This is a genomic window from Streptomyces sp. LS-MS-L19, assembly GCF_058382285.1.
Map to the genome: position 1 here is coordinate 7,098,917 of NZ_JBYCLL010000001.1, position 19,884 is coordinate 7,118,800.

The following is a 19,884-nucleotide window of genomic DNA, read 5'->3' on the forward strand; positions in this document are numbered from 1 at the left end:
TCAGTCACGCTACGCTCACGGGGATTCCGACGCACTTCACGTACATCGCGTACTTCACGGCAGAACGGCACAAGGCGACGAATGCCCCAGCACACTTCCGGATCCGACCGGGCGGCGATCCCCCCAGCCGCCCGTGACGGTGGCAGCGTGCGGCCGCCCGCTCCCTCGACACTCGACGAGCTGTGGCGGTCGTACAAGGCGTCGGGAGACGAGCGGCTGCGCGAGCAGCTGATCCTGCACTACTCACCGCTCGTGAAGTACGTCGCCGGGCGGGTGAGCGTCGGTCTGCCACCCAACGTCGAGCAGGCCGACTTCGTCTCCTCGGGGGTCTTCGGGCTCATCGACGCGATCGAGAAGTTCGACATCGACCGCGAGATCAAGTTCGAGACCTACGCGATCACCCGGATCCGGGGCGCCATGATCGACGAGCTGCGGGCGCTGGACTGGATCCCGCGGTCCGTGCGGCAGAAGGCGCGCAACGTCGAACGGGCCTACGCCACGCTGGAGGCGCGGCTGCGGCGGACGCCGACGGAGGGCGAGGTCGCCGGCGAGCTGGGCATCGCGGTGGACGATCTGCACGCGGTCTTCAGCCAGTTGTCGCTGGCCAACGTGGTGGCGCTGGAGGAGCTGCTGCACGTCGGGGGCGAGGGCGGTGACCGGCTGAGCCTCATGGACACCCTGGAGGACACCGCCGCGGACAACCCCGTGGAGGTCGCCGAGGACCGCGAGCTCAGACGGTTCCTCGCCCGGGCCATCAACACCCTGCCCGAGCGGGAGAAGACCGTGGTGACCCTGTACTACTACGAGGGCCTCACGCTCGCGGAGATCGGCAACGTGCTGGGCGTGACCGAGAGCAGGGTCAGCCAGATCCACACCAAGTCCGTGCTCCAGCTACGGGCGAAGCTGGCCGGTTTCGGCCGCTGACCGGGGCGGACGGCCTCCCGGTGGCAGCCGGTCGGGTGGAGTGACTCCCGTCGGCGGTGGCGCGTCCGTACAGTGGTTGACGTGCCAAGGATTCGAGCGGCCTCCGTGGCCGAGCACCGGTCGATGCAGCGAGCCGCCCTGCTGGACGCGGCTCGTTCTCTGCTGTCCGAGGGCGGGACGGAAGCGCTGACCTTCCCGGCCCTCGCCGAACGGACCGGACTCGCGCGGTCGTCGGTGTACGAGTACTTCCGGTCGCGGGCCGCCGTGGTCGAGGAGCTGTGCGAGGTCGACTTCCCCGTGTGGGCCGCGGAGGTCGCGGCGGCCATGGAGCGGGAGACCTCGCCCGAGGGCAAGGTCGAGGCGTATGTGCGGCAGCAGCTGGCACTGGTGGGGGACCGGCGGCACCGGGCGGTCGTCGCCATCTCCGCGAGTGAGCTGGACGCGGGCGCGCGGGAGAAGATCCGGGCGGCACACGGGGGCCTGGTGGCGCTGATCGTCTCGGCGCTCGCGGAGATGGGGCATGCGCAGCCTCGGCTCGCGGCGATGCTGGTGCAGGGGGTTGTGGACGCGGCTGTGCGGAGGATCGAGCTGGGGGCGGCGGAGGAGCCCGGTGTGATCACCGAGGCCGCGGTGTCCATGGCGCTGCGGGGAGTGCGGGGCTGAGGAAGGCTGCCGGGTGCGCGTCCGTCGTGGCTGGTCGCGCAGTTCCCCGCGCCCCTGGGGTGTCTGCCGCCGAGCCCTCTCGACCAGCGCCCGGTGCTTACGCAAGCAAGGGCACTCCCAGGACCGGCAGCAGTCTTGACGGGCCCCTGTGCAGGAGCCACGGCGGGAGCAGGGACAGCGGGTCCAGGTAGGTCTCGCCTCGCAGGAGTCCCCAGTGCACGCAGGCAGTGGGGCAGTGGGAGCCCGTAGGGGCCACCGTGCCGACCACCTCGCCGGCCTCCACCTCGTCGCCCTTCTCGACCGACGCCGTCACCGGCTCGTAGGTCGTTCGCAGATCTGTTCCTGTCAGGGCCACGGAGACCACACCCCTGCCCGCCACCTTGCCCACGAAGGACACCCGGCCCGCCGCGACCGCCCGTACCGGGGAGCCGGGAGGCGCCGACAGGTCCACGCCCCGGTGGCCGCGGCCGTACACCGTCGCCGGGGGTTCCCAGCCGCGCAGGACCACCGGGCGGGTGCCCACCGGCCAGGTGCGGCCGATCGCCGGTACCGAGGTGTCCGTGGCCGTCGGGGTGAGAAGGGGTGGCCCGGGTGCGGGGGTCGGTGCCGTCAGGAACAGCAGAAAGCCCAGCACCAGCCACCCGACGCATTGTCCGCATCGCTTCGCTCGCATGCGGAAACCGTCCCGTACCCGGACCGATCATGGCCGGGACCTGTGGACTACTCCCCGGTTGTGGACAGCGGCGTCACCCGGTACCTCGCGGGTCCCGTACACTTCTTCTGGCGATCCGGGTCACCGGGTCGACTTCGCACGCCCCGACACCACGCCGCCAAGCGGTCGGTGTCAGCGCCTCTCGGTCCTTTGTGGCAAGGCGCGTCGCGGGCGTCAGGCGCGGGTGCCCTCCGGTACCCGCGGTACAACCGAGAACACCAAGGAGAACGGCCATGGCCGTCGTCACGATGCGGGAGCTGCTGGAGAGCGGCGTCCACTTCGGTCACCAGACCCGTCGCTGGAACCCGAAGATGAAGCGCTTCATCTTCACCGAGCGCAACGGCATCTACATCATCGACCTGCTCCAGTCGCTGTCGTACATCGACCGCGCCTACGAGTTCGTCAAGGAGACCGTCGCCCACGGCGGCACGGTCATGTTCGTCGGCACGAAGAAGCAGGCGCAGGAGGCCATCGCCGAGCAGGCCACCCGCGTCGGCATGCCCTACGTCAACCAGCGCTGGCTGGGCGGCATGCTCACCAACTTCTCGACCGTCTACAAGCGTCTGCAGCGCCTCAAGGAGCTCGAGCAGATCGACTTCGAGGACGTCGCCGCCTCGGGTCTGACCAAGAAGGAGCTCCTGGTCCTCTCGCGTGAGAAGGCCAAGCTCGAGAAGACCCTCGGTGGTATCCGCGAGATGCAGAAGGTGCCCAGCGCCGTCTGGATCGTGGACACCAAGAAGGAGCACATCGCGGTCGGCGAGGCCCGGAAGCTCAACATCCCGGTCGTCGCGATCCTCGACACCAACTGCGACCCCGACGAGGTCGACTACAAGATCCCGGGCAACGACGACGCGATCCGCTCCGTCACCCTGCTCACCCGCGTGATCGCCGACGCCGTCGCCGAGGGCCTCATCAGCCGCTCGCGCGTCGCCACCGGTGACAAGGGCGAGAAGGCCGCCGGCGAGCCCCTCGCCGAGTGGGAGCGCGACCTGCTCGAGGGTGGCGAGAAGAAGGCCGAGGAGGCCCCCGCCGAGGCTGCTCCGGCCGCTGAGGCTCCCGCCGCCGAGGCCACCGAGGCCCCGGCTGCCGAGGCCCCCGCTGCCGAGGCCCCCGCCGCCGAGGCCGCTCCGGCCGCGGACGCCGAGCAGGCCTGACCCGTCAGCGTCAGCGGTGACGGCGGGAGCGGGGGCATGAACTCCGCTCCCGCCGTTCACCCGTAGGTCAGCGGAGAGTCGGCGGCCCCGGGCTAGATGGGGGCCGCAGACCCCGTAGATCTTCGATCTTCCAGACTTCGAGAAAGATTCACAGACTCATGGCGAACTACACCGCCGCCGACGTCAAGAAGCTCCGTGAGCTCACCGGCGCCGGCATGATGGACTGCAAGAAGGCGCTGGACGAGGCCGAGGGCGACGTCGAGAAGGCTGTCGAGGCGCTCCGGATCAAGGGCCAGAAGGGCGTCGCCAAGCGTGAGGGCCGCTCCGCCGAGAACGGCGCCGTGGTCTCCATCATCGCCGACGACAACTCCTCCGGCGTCCTCGTCGAGCTGAAGTGCGAGACGGACTTCGTCGCCAAGGGCGAGAAGTTCCAGGCCGTCGCCAACCAGATCGCCGAGCACGTCGCCGCGACCTCCCCGGCCGACCTGGAGGCCCTGCTCGCCTCCGAGATCGAGGCCGGCAAGACCGTACAGGCGTTCGTGGACGAGGCCAACGCCAACCTCGGCGAGAAGATCGTCCTGGACCGCTTCGCGCAGTTCGCCGACGGTTACGTGAGCGCGTACATGCACCGCACGATGCCCGACCTGCCCCCGCAGATCGGTGTCCTCGTCGAGCTGGACAAGCCCGACGCGGAGACCGCTCGCGGTGTCGCCCAGCACATCGCCGCGTTCGCGCCGAAGTACCTCTCCAAGGAGGACGTGCCGGCCGAGGTCGTCGAGTCGGAGCGTCGTATCGCCGAGGAGACCACCCGCGCCGAGGGCAAGCCCGAGGCCGCGATCGCCAAGATCGTCGAGGGTCGCGTCAACGGCTTCTTCAAGGACGCCACGCTGCTCGGTCAGCCGTACGCGCTCGACCCCAAGAAGTCGGTCCAGAAGGTCCTGGACGAGGCCGGTGTCACCCTGAAGCGCTTCACGCGCATCAAGGTCGGCATCTGAGTCCGTACCGCGAGCGACGCGCGGGCCCGATAGGGTCGTCAGCAGTCGTCCGGTACGCCGCCACGCACGCGCGTGGCGGACGACAGCAGATCTGACGAGGAGGCCATTGCCGCGCATGGGATGCGAACCAGTTCCCAACCGGCAGTGGCCTTCTTCGTATGTGCACCACGTGAAAGAGGCGGGATCTCCATGACCACCAAGGCCCAGAAGAGCGACGACGGCAAAGTACGCGGCCGGTTTCTGCTGAAGCTGTCCGGAGAGGCGTTCGCCGGTGGCGGGGGCCTGGGCGTGGACCCCGACGTGGTGCACAAGATCGCCCGTGAGATCGCCGCCGTCGTCCGGGACGGCGCCGAGATCGCCGTCGTCATCGGCGGCGGCAACTTCTTCCGCGGTGCCGAACTCCAGCAGCGCGGCATGGACAGGGCCCGCTCCGACTACATGGGCATGCTCGGCACCGTGATGAACTGCCTCGCCCTCCAGGACTTCCTGGAGAAGGAGGGCATCGACAGCCGGGTGCAGACCGCCATCACCATGGGCCAGGTCGCCGAGCCGTACATCCCGCTGCGGGCCGTGCGCCACCTGGAGAAGGGCCGTGTGGTCATCTTCGGCGCCGGTATGGGCATGCCGTACTTCTCCACCGACACCACCGCCGCGCAGCGCGCCCTGGAGATCGACGCCGAGGCGCTGCTCATGGGCAAGAACGGCGTGGACGGGGTCTACGACTCCGACCCGAAGACCAACCCCGACGCGGTCAAGTTCGACGCCCTCGGCTACGGCGAGGTCATCACCCGCGACCTCAAGGTCGCCGACGCCACCGCCGTCACGCTGTGCCGCGACAACAAGCTCCCGATCCTGGTGTTCGAGCTCCTGGCGGAGGGCAATATCGCCCGCGCCGTCAAGGGTGAGAAGATCGGCACGCTGGTGGGCGACCAGGACAGCCGGGACTGACCCGGGAAACACCCGGTCCCTGACCGGGGGATGGACAATGTCCTGCCGGTCGGGAACCGTGCAGGAAGAAGACGCGACGCAGCCGGCCGCCGCCCCCACGCATACGGAACAGCAGCCGGGCCTACTCAAGACACGCAGGAGCAAGTGGTGATCGAAGAGACCCTCCTCGAGGCCGAGGAGAAGATGGAGAAGGCCGTCGTGGTCGCCAAGGAGGACTTCGCCGCGATCCGCACCGGTCGTGCGCACCCGGCGATGTTCAACAAGATCGTGGCCGACTACTACGGTGCGCCGACGCCGATCAACCAGCTGGCTTCGTTCTCCGTGCCGGAGCCGCGCATGGCAGTCGTGACCCCGTTCGACAAGACCGCGCTGCGCAACATCGAGCAGGCGATCCGCGACTCCGACCTGGGCGTCAACCCGAGCAACGACGGCAACATCATCCGAGTGGTGTTCCCCGAGCTCACCGAGGAGCGCCGCCGCGACTACATCAAGGTCGCCAAGGGCAAGGCCGAGGACTCGCGCGTGTCGATCCGCTCGGTCCGCCGCAAGGCCAAGGACGCGATCGACAAGCTCGTCAAGGACGGCGAGATCGGCGAGGACGAGGGCCGCCGTGCGGAGAAGGAGCTCGACGACGCGACGCACAAGTACGTCGCCCAGGTGGACGAGCTCCTGAAGCACAAGGAAGCGGAGCTGCTCGAGGTCTGATGAACGACTCTTCCTGGGCGACTCCGCCCCACGCCGGGTACTGGGGGCCGTCCGACCAGGGGCCTGTCCAGGGGGCTGCCCCGGCGGGTCCCGCGTACGATGCGCATGACGCGCAGCACACTCGCCCCATGCCCATCGTGCCCGACGGACCCGCGTACGGCGGAGACCAGGATGACGACAGGGGGGCCGCTCGGCTGAGCGGTCCCTTGTTCCGGGACGAGACCTACCGGGACGAGACGTACCGGAACACGACCGTCCGCGACGAGACCACGCCGGCGCAGCCCCACGCGGCGCCGCAGAAGCAGGATCCGGAGCCCATGCCCGACGCCTCGCAGCCGGCGCCCGCGCCGCAGAAGAAGAGTGCGGGCCGGGATCTGGGCGCGGCCATAGGGGTCGGGGTCGGGCTCGGTGCGGTGATCATCGCGTCGCTGTTCTTCGTCAAGGCCGTGTTCGTCGGCGTGATCGTGGTCGCGGTCGTGGTGGGTCTGTGGGAACTGACCAGCAGGCTCCAGGAGCGCAAGGGCATCAAGGCACCGCTGGTGCCGCTGGCGCTCGGCGGGGCCGCGATGGTCGTCGCCGGGTACGTCCGGGGCGCCGAGGGGGCCTGGGTCGCCATGGCGCTCACCGCGCTCGCGGTCCTGGTCTGGCGGATGACGGAACCGCCGGAGGGCTACCTCAAGGACGTCACGGCGGGTGTCTTCGCGGCCTTCTACGTCCCGTTCCTGGCCACGTTCGTCGCCATGATGCTGACGGCGGACGACGGGGCGGTGCGGGTCCTGACCTTCCTGCTCCTGACGGTCGTCAGCGACACCGGCGCGTACGCGGTCGGCTGGCGCTTCGGCACGCACAAGCTGGCGCCGCGCATCAGCCCCGGCAAGACCCGGGAGGGACTGGTCGGAGCGGTGGCGTTCGCGATGGTGGCGGGCGCGCTGTGCATGCAGTTCCTGATCGACGACGGCCGCTGGTGGCAGGGCCTGCTCCTCGGCCTCGCGGTCGCGGCCAGCGCGACGCTGGGTGACCTCGGCGAGTCGATGATCAAGCGGGACCTCGGCATCAAGGACATGGGCACGCTGCTGCCGGGCCACGGCGGCATCATGGACCGCCTGGACTCGTTGCTGCCGACGGCGCCGGTGGTGTGGCTGCTGATGGTGCTGTTCGTGGGCTCGGCCTGACCGGCTTCTTCTCGTACGGCTTCTCGGCCCCCGTTCTGTTCTCAGGGCGGGGGCCGCGCCGTTCCTCCGCATATCGCCCAGGCGGGTATGGCCCAGGCCAGGCAGGCGCAAATTGTGCGTCAGGCCTTGCTTCGCACACGTAAAAGGGGCCGTTTCCGCCGGTCCTCGTCCGGGATGCTGACCGTCGCGTCGGGTTTCGAACGGGGGAGCGGGATGAGCGAGCAGTTCGGGGTGGACCCCGAGACGTTGACGGAGCTGGCGGGCAGGTTCGACCGGGAGGCGACGGGGCTTGCCGGGCCGATCGGGACGTTCTCGGGGAGCGCGGCGGAGATCGGGCAGGCGTTCGGGCTGCTGGGGATCTGCGACGGGGCGTCGGAGAAGTACCGGCAGCTGCTGGAGAACACCGTCAAGGCGCTCGGACACCTTCCGGACGTGCTCACGAGCGACGGCGACCGGCTGCGCCTGAACGCCACCCACTACACGGACTCGGACCGGACGGCCCTCGGCTATCTGCACTCCGCGGCCTCGGGCGGCCGCCCGTGAGCATCAACAGCTGGATCGACGGCAAGGTCCTGGAGATCCTCCAGGCGGCCGGTGTGGAACTCCCCGGCGGCGACGGCGACGCCCTCCGGACCATCGCCCGCGCCTGGGACGCCATGGGCACGGAGCTGACGGACGTCGTACGGGCCGTCGACGCGGCGATCGCCGGCGTCGACCGGCAGGGCTGGCACGGAGCCGCCCGGGACGCCTTCGAGAAGCACTGGGCCGAACAGAAGAAGGTCGTCCAGGACGTCGCGGCCGACTTCCACCGGGTCGCCGACGGCCTGCGGTCCTACGCGGACGAGATCGACGGGATCAACAAGGAGATCATCGACATCTGCGTCGAGATCGCCGAGATGGAGATCGCCGGGGTCGCGCTGTCGTTCTTCACCGGCTTCATCTCCGACCTGGTCGCCAACACGGCGGTGGCGGAGCGGGTGGCCAAGGTCGTGGACCTGGTGAAGTTGTTCACGTCGGCGGCGGAGCGGGTGGCGGGCCTCCTGGAACGGTTCTCGGGCCTGAGCGCGGAGACGGTCGCGACCCTGGAGAAGATGCTCACCGCTGTCGCAAGAGTCAGCGCGAGCTTCGCCAAGACGGGGCTGGAGAGCTTCGCGACGAACTTCGTGGCGGACTCGGGAAGCCTGATGGTGACCCAGGCCGTCAACGGGCAGCCGGTGACCGTGGGGGCCGACCTCACGAACGGTGCGTGGCTCGCGGGAGGAACAGCCGGGTTCACCGCCGGAGCCGGCGCGATCGGGGCCCGGTTCACAGGGGTGGCCGGAGACCTCCTGCGCGGGGAGGGCCTGCTCGGCACCTCGGTGAACGGCGCGCTCGGCAACGTCGCGGGGGGTCTGACAGCCGACTACAGGAACGGCCAGGACGCCTCGACCATGGGGCAGGACGCGCTGGCCAACGCCGCCGCCGGTGCGGTCGGAAACGCCCAGAACCACGGCGTCAACCATGCCCTGGAGCAGCACGGCAGCCTCGGCGGGGAACACCTCAGTGACCAGGGAAAGCTGGCGGACGGGGCCTTCAGGAACACCGTGGGCACCACGCTCAACACGGGCGTCTACGCCGCCGCGTCCGGTATCGAGTCCGACATCCAGGCCCTGACGAAGGACGAGAACGACCAGTGAGCCCCCTAGGCGAAGTGGCCCTCGCGGCCGTGTTCACCCCCAACCCGAAGCATCCCCTCACCGTGTCGGGCTTCTTCGAGTTCCTCGCCGTCGGCGTCGGCTGCGCCATCGCCCTCATCGGTCTCTACGCGGCGATCAGCACCTACCGCGGCCTCGACCCCACCCGCCGTCGCGGCCAGATCCTCCCCGTCACCCTCACCGGCGGCTTCTTCGTGGTCATCGGCCTGGCGGTCGCCGCCCTCGGCGCGTGGATCTTCTGACCACGGTCCCGGAATGATCTGCGACACTGGTACAGCTATGCCTAAGCCCGGAGAACTCACTTTCGTCGCCCCCCGCGGAGCCAAGAAGCCGCCGCGGCATCTCGCTGATCTCACTCCTGCCGAGCGCAAGGAGGTAGTGGCCGGGATCGGGGAGAAGCCGTTTCGGGCCAAGCAGCTCTCGCAGCACTACTTCGCGCGGTACGCGCACGACCCGGCGGAGTGGACCGACATCCCCGCCGCGGCGCGCGGGAAGCTGCAGGAGGCGTTGCTTCCCGAGCTGATGACCGTCGTACGGCATCTGTCGACCGACCAGGGGACCACGCGCAAGACGCTGTGGCGGCTGTTCGACGGGACGCTCGTGGAGTCGGTGCTGATGCGGTACCCGGACCGGGTGACCATGTGCATCAGCTCGCAGGCCGGGTGCGGGATGAACTGCCCGTTCTGTGCCACCGGGCAGGCCGGGCTGGACCGCAATCTGTCCACCGCCGAGATCGTCCATCAGATCGTCGACGGGATGCGGGCGCTCCGGGACGGGGAGGTGCCGGGCGGGCCCGCGCGGCTCTCCAACATCGTCTTCATGGGGATGGGCGAGCCGCTCGCCAACTACAAGCGGGTGACGCAGTCCATTCGCGCGCTCACCGATCCCGCCCCCGACGGGCTCGGGCTGTCGCAGCGCGGTATCACCGTGTCCACCGTGGGGCTCGTGCCCGCCATTCACCGGTTCGCCGACGAAGGGTTCAAGTGCCGGCTCGCGATCTCGCTGCACGCCCCCGACGACGAGCTGCGCGACACCCTCGTCCCCGTGAACACGCGGTGGAAGGTGCGCGAGGTGCTCGACGCCGGGTTCGAGTATGTCGAGAAGTCCGGGCGGCGGCTCTCCATCGAGTACGCGCTCATCCGGGACATCAACGACCAGGCCTGGCGCGGTGACCGGCTCGGGCGGCTGCTCCGGGGCAAGCCCGTGCACGTCAACCTCATCCCGCTGAACCCGACCCCCGGGTCCAAGTGGACCGCCTCCCGGCCCGAGGACGAGAAGGCCTTCGTCGAGGCGATCGCCGCGCACGGTGTGCCGGTGACCGTCCGGGACACCCGTGGTCAGGAGATCGACGGGGCCTGTGGTCAGCTGGCGGCCACCGAGCGGTAGTCTGACGGCGTACGTACATATTCATATCCGACAGGGGAGCGCAACAGCGCTGAGAGTGCGGCAACCGGGCCGCAGACCCTCTGAACCTCGCCCAGGTCATTCTGGGTAGGAAGTTCGGTCATCACCGTGAACAACAAGAAGCTTTTCGCTGCCGTCGTGGGCCTCGGCCTGGTCACGCTGTCCGCGTGCGGGTCGTCGTCCTCCGACTCCGGGAGCACCGGCTCCAAGACCATCACCCTCGTCAGCCACGACTCCTGGGCCGTCTCCAAGGGCGTCCTCGCCGACTTCGAGAAGAAGTCCGGCTACAAGGTCAAGGTCCTGGAGGACGGCGACGCCGGGCAGGCCGTCAACAAGGCCATCCTCACCAAGGACAACCCGCAGGGCGACGTCTTCTTCGGCGTCGACAACACCCTGCTCTCCCGCGCGCTCGACAACGGCCTCTTCCAGTCGTACGAGGCGAAGGGCGCCGACACGATCAAGGCGGGGTACCGCGTCGACGGGGACAAGGTCACGCCCATCGACACCGGCGACATCTGCGTCAACTACGACAAGGCGTACTTCACCGAGCACAAGCTCCAGCCGCCGACGTCGTACGACGATCTGATCAAGCCCGCCTACAAGAACCTCCTCGTCACCGAGAACGCCTCCACCTCCTCGCCGGGGCTCGGCTTCCTGCTCGGGTCCGCCGCGAAGTACGGGGACGACGGGTGGCAGGGCTACTGGAAGAAGCTGAAAACCAACGGCGTCAAGGTCGTCGACGGCTGGGAGCAGGCCTACAACGAGGAGTTCTCCGGGTCGGCGGGCGGCAAGAAGGCCAAGGCGGACCGGCCGCTCGTCGTGTCGTACGCCTCCTCGCCGCCCGCCGAGGTGATCTACGCCGACCCGAAGCCGAAGACCGCGCCCACCGGGGTCGCCGACGGCACCTGCTTCCGGCAGATCGAGTACGCGGGGCTGCTGAGCAACGCCAAGAACAGCAAGGGCGGCAAGGCGTTCCTGGACTTCCTGCTCACCAAGGAGTTCCAGCAGGACATGCCGCTCAACATGTTCGTCTACCCGGTCGTGGAGGGCGCACAGGTGCCCGCCGAGTTCACCGCGTACGGCCCGCAGGCCAAGGATCCCGAGACCATGGATCCCGCGCAGATCGCCGAACACCGTGACGACTGGGTCAAGTCGTGGACCTCGCTCGTACTGAAGTAGCCACCCGGCGCAAGGGGAGCGCGGCGCGGCTCGGGCTCATGGCCGTGCCCGTCGCGTTCTTCGCCGTCTTCTTCGCCTATCCCGTCGCCGCGATCGTCGAGCGTGGACTCCACACCGACGGGACCTGGCAGTTCGGCCGGATCCTCGATGTGCTGACCCAGCCGGACATCCGGCACGTCCTGTGGTTCACCACCTGGCAGGCGCTCGTCTCCACCGCGCTCACGCTGCTGGTCGCGCTCCCCGGCGCGTACGTCTTCGCGCGCTTCGACTTCCCCGGCAAGCAGATCCTGCGGGCCGTGGTCACCGTGCCGTTCGTGCTGCCCACGGTCGTGGTCGGTACGGCCTTCCTGGCGCTCGTCGGAAGGGGCGGCCTCACGGACGACCTGTGGGGCGTACGGCTCGACACCACCGTGTGGGCGATCCTGCTCGCGCACGTCTTCTTCAACTACGCGGTCGTCGTACGGACCGTGGGCGGACTGTGGGCGCAGCTGGACCCCCGGCAGGAGGAGGCCGCGCGGATGCTGGGCGCGTCCCGGCTCACGGCCTGGCGCACGGTCACCCTCCCCGCGCTCGGGCCCGCCGTGGCCGCCGCCGCGCTGATGGTCTTCCTGTTCACCTTCACCTCCTTCGGCGTGGTCCAGATCCTCGGCGGCCCGACCTTCTCCACCCTCGAAGTGGAGATCTACCGCCAGACCTCGGAGATCTTCGACCTGTCCACGGCCGCCGTGCTGACGATCATCCAGTTCGTGGCCGTGGGCGCGGTCCTCGCCCTGCACGCGTGGACCGTACGGCGCAGGGAGACCGCGCTCCGGCTCGTGGACGCGTCCGTCACCGCCCGCCGGCCGCGCGGTGCGGGGGAGTGGGGGCTGCTGGCCGGGGTCCTCGCGGTCGTCGCCGTCCTCCTGGTCCTGCCGCTCGCCGTGCTGGTACAACGCTCCCTCGGCGCACCCGACTTCGGCTACTACCGGGCGCTGACCCACGGCGACGGCGGGGTCTTCCTCGTCGCGCCGATCGAGGCGGTCGGGAACTCACTGGAGTACGCCCTCGCCGCGACCGCCATCGCGGTGCTGATCGGGGGGCTCGCGGCGGCCGCGCTCACACGACGGGACGCGGGGCGGTTCGTACGGGGCTTCGACGCGCTGCTGATGCTGCCGCTCGGGGTGTCCGCGGTGACGGTCGGCTTCGGGTTCCTGATCTCCCTGGACGAGCCGCCGCTGGACCTCAGACAGTCCTGGATCCTGGTGCCGCTCGCGCAGGCGCTGGTCGGGGTGCCCTTCGTCGTACGGACCATGCTGCCCGTGCTGCGGGCCGTGGACCACCGGCTGCGGGAGGCCGCGGCCGTGCTCGGGGCGCCGCCCTGGCGGGTGTGGCGGGAGGTCGACCTGCCGATGGTGCGGCGGGCGCTGCTGATCGCGGCGGGGTTCGCGTTCGCCGTGTCGCTGGGCGAGTTCGGCGCGACCGTCTTCATCGCACGGCCCGACAACCCGACCCTGCCGGTCGCGGTGGCCCGGCTGCTCGGACGCGCCGGTGATCTCAACTACGGCCAGGCGATGGCCCTTTCGACCATCCTGATGATCGTGTGCGCGGTGGCGCTGCTGGTGCTTGAACGGCTGCGGACCGACCGGACCGGGGAGTTCTGATGCTGCTGAGCCTTGCGGAGGCGACGGTACGGTTCGGCGGGCGGGCCGTGCTCGACGGGGTCGGGCTCGATGTCGCCGAGCACGAGATCGTGTGTGTGCTCGGGCCGAGCGGCAGCGGCAAGTCGACGCTGCTGCGGGCCGTCGCCGGGCTCCAGCCACTCGACGCGGGGCGGGTGTCGCTCGACGGCCGCGACCAGGCCGGGGTGCCCGCGCACCGGCGCGGGGTCGGGCTGATGTTCCAGGACCATCAGCTGTTCCCGCAGCGGGACGTGGGCGCCAACGTGGCCTTCGGACTGCGGATGCATGACGTGCCGAAGGCGCAACAGGGTGAGCGGGTGCGGGAGTTGCTCGACCTCGTCGGGCTGCCGGGGGCCGGGCGCCGGGCCGTCGCCTCGCTCTCCGGCGGTGAGCAGCAGCGGGTCGCGCTGGCCCGGGCGCTCGCTCCCCGGCCCCGGCTGCTGATGCTCGACGAGCCGCTCGGGCAGCTGGACCGGTCGCTGCGGGAGCGGCTGGTCGTCGAACTGCGGGAGCTGTTCGGCCGGTTGGGCACGACCGTGCTCGCCGTCACGCACGACCAGGGGGAGGCCTTCGCGCTCGCCGACCGGGTCGTGGTGATGCGGGACGGGCGGATCGCGCAGTCCGGTACGCCACTTGAGGTGTGGCAGCGCCCTGTGGACGAGTTCGTGGCCCGCTTCCTCGGCTTCGAGAACGTCGTGGAGGGGACCGTGACCGGCGAGGCGGCGGACACGGTGTGGGGCAAGGTGCCGGTGCCGCAGGGGGCCGCCCAGGGGGTCCGGAGCGTGCTGGTGCGGCCGGCGGGCGTACGGCTCGTGGCGTCCGACGAGGGGCTCCGCTGCACGGTCGCCGCACGCACCTTCAAGGGCACGCATGTCGCCGTACACCTGCAACCCGAGGACGGGCCGAGGTTGGAGGCCGCGTGCGCGCTGCGGGAGGCGCCGGAGGTGGGGGGCGTGGTGGGGGTGGAGTTCGACGCGGCCGAAATTGTCGTGCTGGGCTGACGGGGCCGACCTACAGTGCGGGCATGACGCTGCTCTCACACGACCGTTACTGCGACGAGATCGCCCATCAGGTGGGTCAGTTGAGGGCTCTCGTGGCCTCCGGGGCGGACCTTTCCGTGACCGTGCGGACCTGCCCTGACTGGTCGTTGCTGCGGTTGGTGCGGCATACCGGGGGTGCTCTGCGGTGGGCGGAGCTGATGGTGCGGACCCGGGCGCGGGAGGAAGTGCCCGAGGAGCGGGTGCCGTTGGGGGAGGGGCCCGAGGACGCGGGTGCGCTCGACGGGTGGCTCGCCGAGACCGGTGACGCCCTCGTCGCCACGCTGCGGGAGGCCGGGCCCGACGCCGAGGTGTGGTCCTGGGCCGGGGTCCCCACGTCCGGGTTCTGGGCCCGGCGGATGGCCCACGAGCTGACCGTGCACCGCGCCGACGCCGTGCTCGCCGCCGGACAGCCCTACGAGGTCGCCCCCGAGATCGCCGCCGACGCGATCGACGAGTGGCTGCAGATCGTGGAGTTCGTGCAGCGGACCGAGCCGCACGACGAGGCACGGGAGCTGCGGGGGCCGGGCCGGAGCATCCATCTGCACGCCACCGACGCGAGCGCGGAGCTCAACGCCGAGTGGCTGATCGGGTTCACCGAGGACGTCATCGACTGGCGGCGCGGGCACGAGAAGGCGACCGTCGCACTCCGCGGGCCACTGACCTCCGTCCTGCTCGCCTTCTACCGCCGACTGCCGCTCGACAGCCCCGATTTGGAGGTACTCGGCGACCGGAAGCTGCTGGAGTTCTGGCTGGAGCGGACGAGCTTCGGGTGACCCGGGACAGCGGAGAGGGCCCAGGCGTACGGCGGTCATCGGGCGAGCAGCTGCCTCTCAGGTCCGAAGCCGGAGGTTGCGGAAAGGCGAACGCGGCGCCAGCGGGCCTCTGGTGAGCGGCGACGGCCAGACACCCCCACCGACGCCGACGGCCCGCCCCCACCAAGGGGACGGGCCGTCGGGCTGTCGTGGGCGTCAGCGGGAGCTGCTCGCCCCGCGGCGGCGGAGGCCGAAGAAGACCGCGCCGCCGCCGATCGCCACGAGGGCGATCGCGATGCCGGCGATCAGGCCGGTGTTGGAGTTGGCGCCGGTCTCGGCGAGGTTGGAGTCGCCGGCCGCGGCCGACGGGGCGTTGCTCTCGACCGTGGCCGGAGCGGTGGTGCCCTCGGAGGCCGACGGGGTCGGGGTCGGGGTCTCCTCGGCCGGGGTGCTGGCGGAGTCCGACGGAGTGGGCGTGGGCGTCGGGGTCGGCGTCTCCTCGGTCTTGCAGGCGGTCGCCGGGGTGGTCAGGTTGGGCTTGATGTCCTCACCCTGGATGTAGGGCAGGGCCTCGATGCGGATGCGGTACTCGGCGTTGGGCGCCCAGTCCTCCTTGAAGGTGATGGTGGTGCCCTCCTTGGAGCCCTTCACCTTCTGCTCGCCGACCTTCTTCGCGTCGGCGCCGTTGTTCTGCAGGTACACCGAGACGGTGGCCTCGACGCCGGTCTTGTCGACGTCGGTCACGGTGATGACGCCCTGGGTGCCGTCACACTTGGCTTCGGCGGAGAACTCCTTGATGTTGCACGCAAGGGCGTTGCTGGAGGCGCCGAGCACGATCGCGGTCGAGGCGGCGGCGACGCCGAGGAAGCGCGCGGCGCGGGAGGTGCGGCGGGATATGGGCGTGAATGCCACGTTCATCCTTCACGGGGTGCGCAAATGCGGGGGGTTGACGGGAGGGTGATGTGTCATCACCATCCCCAGGAGTCTCACAGGTCTATAAGCGCTGCATAAGAAGTGTCAACGTGTAAGCCCCCTACAACCGTTGGCTTTACCTTCTTATTACACTGTGAGACGTTTCAGCGCCCCGGGAGCCTCCTCGATCCGGTCAACCAGGGCGATTCGGGCCTGCATTGACCGATCCCGCGCGAGCGCCTGGAGCAGCGGCCACGTCGGCAGTCTCTCCGTCCAGTGCGCGCGGTCCACGAGGACCATCGGCGTCGGTTCGCCGCGCGACTCGTAGTAGTTGGGCGTCGCGTTGTCGAAGATCTCCTGTACGGTCCCGGCGGCGCCCGGCAGGAAGACCACCCCGGCGTTGGAGCGGGCGAGCAGGCCGTCCTCGCGGGTGGCGTTGGCGAAGTACTTGGCGATGTGCGACGCGAAGGCGTTGGGCGGCTCGTGGCCGTAGAACCAGGTGGGGATGCCGACCGAGCGGCCGCCCCGGGGCCAGCGGCGGCGCACCTCGAAGGCGGCGCGTGCCCAGTCGGTGATCGAGGGCGTGAACGACGGTGCCCCGGCGAGCAGTTCGCACGCCTCGTCGAGCATGGAGTCCTCGAAGGGGGCGGCGTAGGCGCCGAGGTTGGCCGCCTCCATCGCGCCGGGTCCGCCGCCGGTGGCCACCGTGAGCCCCGCGCGGGCCAGTTCACGGCCGAGGCGGGCGGCACCGGCGTACTCCTCGGTCCCGCGGGCCATCGCGTGACCGCCCATGACCCCCACGACCCTGGTGCCGGGCAGCAGTTCGTCGAGGGCGTCGGAGACGGCGTCGTCGTGGACGGCGCGCAGCGTCGACGCGTATATGTCGCGGTCGGCCTTGGTGCGCTGGAACCAGGCGTACGCGAGGGCGTCGGGCGTCTGCTCGTAGCCCTTCTCCAGCCCGTCGAACAACTCGTCGGGGGAGTAGAGGAGACCGCGGTACGGATCGAAGGGGAGACCCGGGACGGGCGGGAAGACCAGGGCGCCGTCGGAGCGGATCTTCGCCGCCGCCTGCTCCCGCATGGGGCAGCCGAGGAAGACGGTGCCCGCGGTGTCGGTGGCGAGCAACTCCCTTGTCCGGTCGGTCAGATCGACGGCCTGGACACGGAATCCGGTGAGGGCGCCGCGGGCCGAGACGACCGCGTCGAACTCCTCCAGCGTCTCGATCTCACGGTCGTCGTGGTGTGCCGCGTGGGCGGGGCTCGTCTGCACCCGCCCATGCTCGCACGCCGGATTCCGGCCCGGGGGTCAGCCCTGGATCGCCGCCGGGTCCATCCACACGACCTCCCAGCCGTGGCCGTCGAGGTCGTCGAAGGAACGGCCGTACATGAAGCCCTGGTCCTGCACGTCGTCGTTGGCCGTGCCGCCCGCGGCGACCGCCTTCTCGACCAGCTCGTCCACCTTCGCGCGGCTCTCGGCGCTCAGACAGAGCAGCACCTGGCTGGACTTGGTCGCGTCCGCGATCTCCTTCTTGGTGAAGGTCGCGTAGAACGGCTTGGTGAGCAGCATCGCCACGATCGTCTCGCTGATCACGACGGAGGCCGCCTTGTCGTCGCTGAACTGTTCGTTCAGCGAGTAGCCGAGCTCCGTGTAGAACTTCTTCGAGGCCTCGAGGTCGTTCACGGGCAGGTTGACGAAGATCATCTGCTGGTAGGCCGGAGCGGTCATCGGAGTCTCTCCCATCGGGTGCGTGCGGTACGGGGGGTAGACGGGCGGGTGCGGCGGAACTCATCGGTGCGGAGAGATTTTTTCCGGCCGTCGGTCAGGGGGCCAGGGGGAGCGCCGCCAGCTCGGCCACGACCAGGGTCAGCGGGCCGAAGAGGGCCAGCAGGGCGCCCGCGCGCAGGGCCGCCGCGCTGCGGAGCATCGTGGCGGGGGCGCCGAGCCGGAGAAGGGCGGCCGTCGTGTCCGACCTCGCCTGCTTCGCCTCGACGGCGGCCGTGAGCAGTGTGGCGAGCGCGCAGCCGGTGACGAGGAGCAGCCCGAGGGTGGTGAGCGGGCCGACTTCGGGGCCCGTGGGGTCGTACAGCATGACCATCGCGTAGGTGCCGGAGGCGACCGCGCAGACGACACCGAGGGGGCGGCCGATGCGGGTCGCCTCGGCCATGAGGACCCGGCCGGCGAGGAGACGCAGGGCGCCGGGCCGGGTGGACTGGAGGAGCCGGCCGCACAGATGGGTGAGGCCGGGACCGGCCACCGCGAGGCCCACGGCGGTGAGGAGCCAGCCGACCAGCACGGAGGGGGCCCCGGTGAGGCCGGCGGGGAGGGGGGCGGCGGAGGCGGTGCCGTGGCGGTTGGCGTAGGCCTCCACGGCCAGGCCCGCGGCGAGGACGGCCACCCCCCAGGGAAGGCCTCTCGGGGCGGTTTGCGGGAGAGACGGGAGGGTGTCCGGCGTGAGGTCCGGGGGCTGGCTCTCGTCGAGGGCTGTTGCCGTGGGAGCGTCTTCGCCGGACTGGGTGGGTTCGGTGGCCTTGGACCCGCCCGCCGGCTGGCGTGCGCGGAAGCGGCCGTACGCCCCGAAGGGCTCCCTCGCGGTCGTCCTGCCGTACGCCCCGAAGCGGCCGTACGACCTCGCCTCCCGCTTCGCCGCTGCCGGTCTGTCGTCCCGTGGGCGGAGTACGAACCCCACCGTCACCGACGCGATCGCCGGGACCAGGGCCAGCAGGGTCAGGGCGGCCGGCAGCGGGAGGGGGGAGCCCGCGGCCAGGAAGTCCGCCGCCGCCCCGTCGAACGGCAGGCCCGTCAGGTCGCCCCGCAGATGGAGGAAGAAGAGCAGCGCCAGCATCGAGCCGAGCAGGCACGACAGGGCCGTGGTCGCCGCCGACACGGCCATCAGGCGGGCCGGACCCAGGCCGATCGCCGCGAGGCCCGGGCGCGGACGGGTCCCCGGGTCGGTGCGGGCGACCGCCAGGGCGAGGTGGACCGTGGCCGCCAGGGGGGTCAGGCACCAGGCCAGCCGGAGCACGGAGCCCGAGGGGTCTTCGGGGTGGCTCATCGCGTGGCCGAGGGTGCACAGGAGGAGGAAGCCCGTGCCCGCCGACGCCAGGGCCACCAGGAGGCGGCGCAGTTGTACGGTGGGACGGGCGCCCCGGGTCAGACGGAGAGCGAGCACGCGGTACGGCCTTCCGGGTCGGCCATCGGGGGCAGGTGCACGGTGTTGACCCGGCGGCCGTCCAGGAGGGTGACGGTACGGTCCGCCAGGGCCGCGGTGTCGGTGTCGTGTGTCGCGAGGACCACGGTGATGCCGTGGGAGCGGGCGGCCGTGGTGAGCGTGCGCAGGACGTGGCCGCGGTCCGCGCGGTGCAGCGGAGCCGTCGGCTCGTCGGCGAACAGCACCGAAGGCGCCGGGGCCAGGGCGCGGGCGATGCAGACGCGCTGGCGTTCGGACTGGGTCAGTTCGTGCGGGCGCCTGCGGGTGCGGTCGCCGATGTCGAGGCGCTCCAGCCACTCCAGGGCGGCGACCTTGGCCCTACGGCGGCCCGTGCCGCGCAGCATGAGGGGGAGGGCGGCGTTCTCCCAGGCGTTGAGCTCCGGGACGAGCACCGGGGCCGGGTCGATCCAGCCGAAGCGGTCCCGGCGCAGCCGCTCGCGGGTCATCGGGCCCATGGTGTGCACGGGCGCGCTGTTGAACCACACCTCGCCGCGCTGGGCCGGGGTGAGTCCCGCGAGACATCTCAGCAGTGCGGTCTTGCCGCTGCCGCGCGGGCCGCTCACGGCGAGGATCTCGCCCTCGCGCACTCCCAGGGAGACGCCTTGGAGGGCCGGCGAGCCGTCGCGGTGGGTGAAGTGCAGGGAGCGTGCCCAGAGCACATCGTTGTCGGGCGGGGCCTCCATGGGCGTACACCTCGTATCAGATCCGTTTGTGCCGTGCTGGTCCCCCGTGCGGGGGAACGAAGACAGGGCCGATCGGTTACC

At 70.6% G+C, this 19,884-nt stretch carries 21 protein-coding genes; 15 read left to right on the top strand and 6 right to left on the bottom strand.

Features of this window, described 5'->3' with window-relative positions; all coding sequences use genetic code 11:
- Positions 1-81: 81 nt before the first annotated feature.
- Complete coding sequence (gene whiG, locus AC2XR2_RS31835; protein ID WP_330264202.1) at positions 82-924, top strand: RNA polymerase sigma factor WhiG; 843 nt, start codon at positions 82-84, stop codon at positions 922-924.
- A gap of 105 nt (positions 925-1,029) precedes the next feature.
- Positions 1,030-1,587, top strand: a complete 558-nt coding sequence (locus AC2XR2_RS31840) for a TetR/AcrR family transcriptional regulator (protein WP_491518539.1) — start codon at positions 1,030-1,032, stop codon at positions 1,585-1,587.
- A gap of 97 nt (positions 1,588-1,684) precedes the next feature.
- Here the strand turns inward: AC2XR2_RS31840 and AC2XR2_RS31845 are convergent, their stop codons facing one another.
- Entirely contained in the window at positions 1,685-2,260 is a 576-nt protein-coding gene (locus tag AC2XR2_RS31845; RefSeq protein WP_491516913.1) for a murein hydrolase activator EnvC family protein, read from the bottom strand.
- Between the two features lie 272 nt (positions 2,261-2,532).
- On the opposite strand from AC2XR2_RS31845, the gene rpsB reads away from it, so the two are divergent.
- From rpsB to AC2XR2_RS31910, 13 genes are all read left to right on the top strand, one after another.
- Entirely contained in the window at positions 2,533-3,453 is a 921-nt protein-coding gene (gene rpsB / locus AC2XR2_RS31850; protein ID WP_491516914.1) for a 30S ribosomal protein S2, read from the top strand.
- A gap of 158 nt (positions 3,454-3,611) precedes the next feature.
- Entirely contained in the window at positions 3,612-4,448 is an 837-nt protein-coding gene (tsf, locus tag AC2XR2_RS31855; RefSeq protein ID WP_381298618.1) for a translation elongation factor Ts, read from the top strand.
- Positions 4,449-4,637: 189 nt separating this feature from the next.
- Complete coding sequence (gene pyrH, locus AC2XR2_RS31860) at positions 4,638-5,396, top strand: UMP kinase (protein WP_020138770.1); 759 nt, start codon at positions 4,638-4,640, stop codon at positions 5,394-5,396.
- A 147-nt stretch (positions 5,397-5,543) separates the two neighbouring features.
- Positions 5,544-6,101 (top strand): ribosome recycling factor, encoded by a 558-nt coding sequence (gene frr, locus AC2XR2_RS31865; protein WP_059198018.1) that lies wholly within the window; start codon positions 5,544-5,546, stop codon positions 6,099-6,101.
- A complete protein-coding gene (locus AC2XR2_RS31870; RefSeq protein WP_449353135.1) occupies positions 6,101-7,273 on the top strand; it encodes a phosphatidate cytidylyltransferase in 1,173 nt (390 codons plus the stop codon). Before frr ends, AC2XR2_RS31870 begins: the two co-directional genes overlap by 1 nt.
- A gap of 213 nt (positions 7,274-7,486) precedes the next feature.
- Complete coding sequence (locus AC2XR2_RS31875; RefSeq protein WP_491516915.1) at positions 7,487-7,816, top strand: WXG100 family type VII secretion target; 330 nt, start codon at positions 7,487-7,489, stop codon at positions 7,814-7,816.
- Complete coding sequence (locus AC2XR2_RS31880; protein ID WP_491516916.1) at positions 7,813-8,949, top strand: WXG100 family type VII secretion target; 1,137 nt, start codon at positions 7,813-7,815, stop codon at positions 8,947-8,949. Before AC2XR2_RS31875 ends, AC2XR2_RS31880 begins: the two co-directional genes overlap by 4 nt.
- Entirely contained in the window at positions 8,946-9,209 is a 264-nt protein-coding gene (locus tag AC2XR2_RS31885; RefSeq protein WP_381298612.1) for a hypothetical protein, read from the top strand. The genes AC2XR2_RS31880 and AC2XR2_RS31885 overlap by 4 nt, the downstream gene beginning before the upstream one ends.
- A gap of 37 nt (positions 9,210-9,246) precedes the next feature.
- The gene (gene rlmN / locus AC2XR2_RS31890; RefSeq protein ID WP_381298611.1) at positions 9,247-10,353 is read left to right on the top strand and encodes a dual-specificity RNA methyltransferase RlmN; all 1,107 of its coding nucleotides are present in this window, start codon (positions 9,247-9,249) and stop codon (positions 10,351-10,353) included.
- A 126-nt stretch (positions 10,354-10,479) separates the two neighbouring features.
- Complete coding sequence (locus AC2XR2_RS31895) at positions 10,480-11,550, top strand: thiamine ABC transporter substrate-binding protein (RefSeq protein WP_491516917.1); 1,071 nt, start codon at positions 10,480-10,482, stop codon at positions 11,548-11,550.
- Positions 11,526-13,190, top strand: coding sequence for an ABC transporter permease (locus AC2XR2_RS31900; protein ID WP_491516918.1), 1,665 nt, complete (start codon positions 11,526-11,528; stop codon positions 13,188-13,190). Before AC2XR2_RS31895 ends, AC2XR2_RS31900 begins: the two co-directional genes overlap by 25 nt.
- Positions 13,190-14,209, top strand: a complete 1,020-nt coding sequence (locus tag AC2XR2_RS31905; RefSeq protein ID WP_381298605.1) for an ABC transporter ATP-binding protein — start codon at positions 13,190-13,192, stop codon at positions 14,207-14,209. The genes AC2XR2_RS31900 and AC2XR2_RS31905 overlap by 1 nt, the downstream gene beginning before the upstream one ends.
- A 23-nt stretch (positions 14,210-14,232) precedes the next feature.
- Positions 14,233-15,021: a maleylpyruvate isomerase family mycothiol-dependent enzyme gene (locus AC2XR2_RS31910; protein ID WP_491516919.1), complete on the top strand. Its 789-nt coding sequence runs from the start codon at positions 14,233-14,235 to the stop codon at positions 15,019-15,021.
- A 195-nt stretch (positions 15,022-15,216) separates the two neighbouring features.
- On the opposite strand, the gene AC2XR2_RS31915 is transcribed toward AC2XR2_RS31910, so the two are convergent.
- From AC2XR2_RS31915 to AC2XR2_RS31935, 5 genes are all read right to left on the bottom strand, one after another.
- On the bottom strand, positions 15,217-15,912 hold the full coding sequence (locus AC2XR2_RS31915) for an LAETG motif-containing sortase-dependent surface protein (protein WP_491516920.1): 696 nt from the start codon (positions 15,910-15,912) through the stop codon (positions 15,217-15,219).
- A 147-nt stretch (positions 15,913-16,059) separates the two neighbouring features.
- Positions 16,060-17,181 carry an LOG family protein gene (locus tag AC2XR2_RS31920; protein WP_491516921.1) on the bottom strand — a complete coding sequence of 374 codons (1,122 nt, stop codon included), beginning with the start codon at positions 17,179-17,181 and terminating at the stop codon, positions 16,060-16,062.
- A 36-nt stretch (positions 17,182-17,217) separates the two neighbouring features.
- Complete coding sequence (locus AC2XR2_RS31925; protein WP_330264173.1) at positions 17,218-17,637, bottom strand: VOC family protein; 420 nt, start codon at positions 17,635-17,637, stop codon at positions 17,218-17,220.
- Between the two features lie 94 nt (positions 17,638-17,731).
- Positions 17,732-19,081 carry a hypothetical protein gene (locus tag AC2XR2_RS31930; RefSeq protein WP_491516922.1) on the bottom strand — a complete coding sequence of 450 codons (1,350 nt, stop codon included), beginning with the start codon at positions 19,079-19,081 and terminating at the stop codon, positions 17,732-17,734.
- Positions 19,063-19,803 carry an ABC transporter ATP-binding protein gene (locus AC2XR2_RS31935; RefSeq protein ID WP_123763362.1) on the bottom strand — a complete coding sequence of 247 codons (741 nt, stop codon included), beginning with the start codon at positions 19,801-19,803 and terminating at the stop codon, positions 19,063-19,065. Before AC2XR2_RS31935 ends, AC2XR2_RS31930 begins: the two co-directional genes overlap by 19 nt.
- Between the last annotated feature and the right edge of the window lie 81 nt (positions 19,804-19,884).

Coding starts and splice junctions, on each gene's coding strand:
- whiG (WP_330264202.1), top strand. CDS start 82: ATGCCCCAGCACACTTCCGGATCCGACCGGGCGGCGATCCCCCCAGCC.
- AC2XR2_RS31845 (WP_491516913.1), bottom strand. CDS start 2,260: ATGCGAGCGAAGCGATGCGGACAATGCGTCGGGTGGCTGGTGCTGGGC.
- rpsB (WP_491516914.1), top strand. CDS start 2,533: ATGGCCGTCGTCACGATGCGGGAGCTGCTGGAGAGCGGCGTCCACTTC.
- tsf (WP_381298618.1), top strand. CDS start 3,612: ATGGCGAACTACACCGCCGCCGACGTCAAGAAGCTCCGTGAGCTCACC.
- pyrH (WP_020138770.1), top strand. CDS start 4,638: ATGACCACCAAGGCCCAGAAGAGCGACGACGGCAAAGTACGCGGCCGG.
- AC2XR2_RS31870 (WP_449353135.1), top strand. CDS start 6,101: ATGAACGACTCTTCCTGGGCGACTCCGCCCCACGCCGGGTACTGGGGG.
- AC2XR2_RS31875 (WP_491516915.1), top strand. CDS start 7,487: ATGAGCGAGCAGTTCGGGGTGGACCCCGAGACGTTGACGGAGCTGGCG.
- rlmN (WP_381298611.1), top strand. CDS start 9,247: ATGCCTAAGCCCGGAGAACTCACTTTCGTCGCCCCCCGCGGAGCCAAG.
- AC2XR2_RS31905 (WP_381298605.1), top strand. CDS start 13,190: ATGCTGCTGAGCCTTGCGGAGGCGACGGTACGGTTCGGCGGGCGGGCC.
- AC2XR2_RS31910 (WP_491516919.1), top strand. CDS start 14,233: ATGACGCTGCTCTCACACGACCGTTACTGCGACGAGATCGCCCATCAG.
- AC2XR2_RS31925 (WP_330264173.1), bottom strand. CDS start 17,637: ATGACCGCTCCGGCCTACCAGCAGATGATCTTCGTCAACCTGCCCGTG.
- AC2XR2_RS31935 (WP_123763362.1), bottom strand. CDS start 19,803: ATGGAGGCCCCGCCCGACAACGATGTGCTCTGGGCACGCTCCCTGCAC.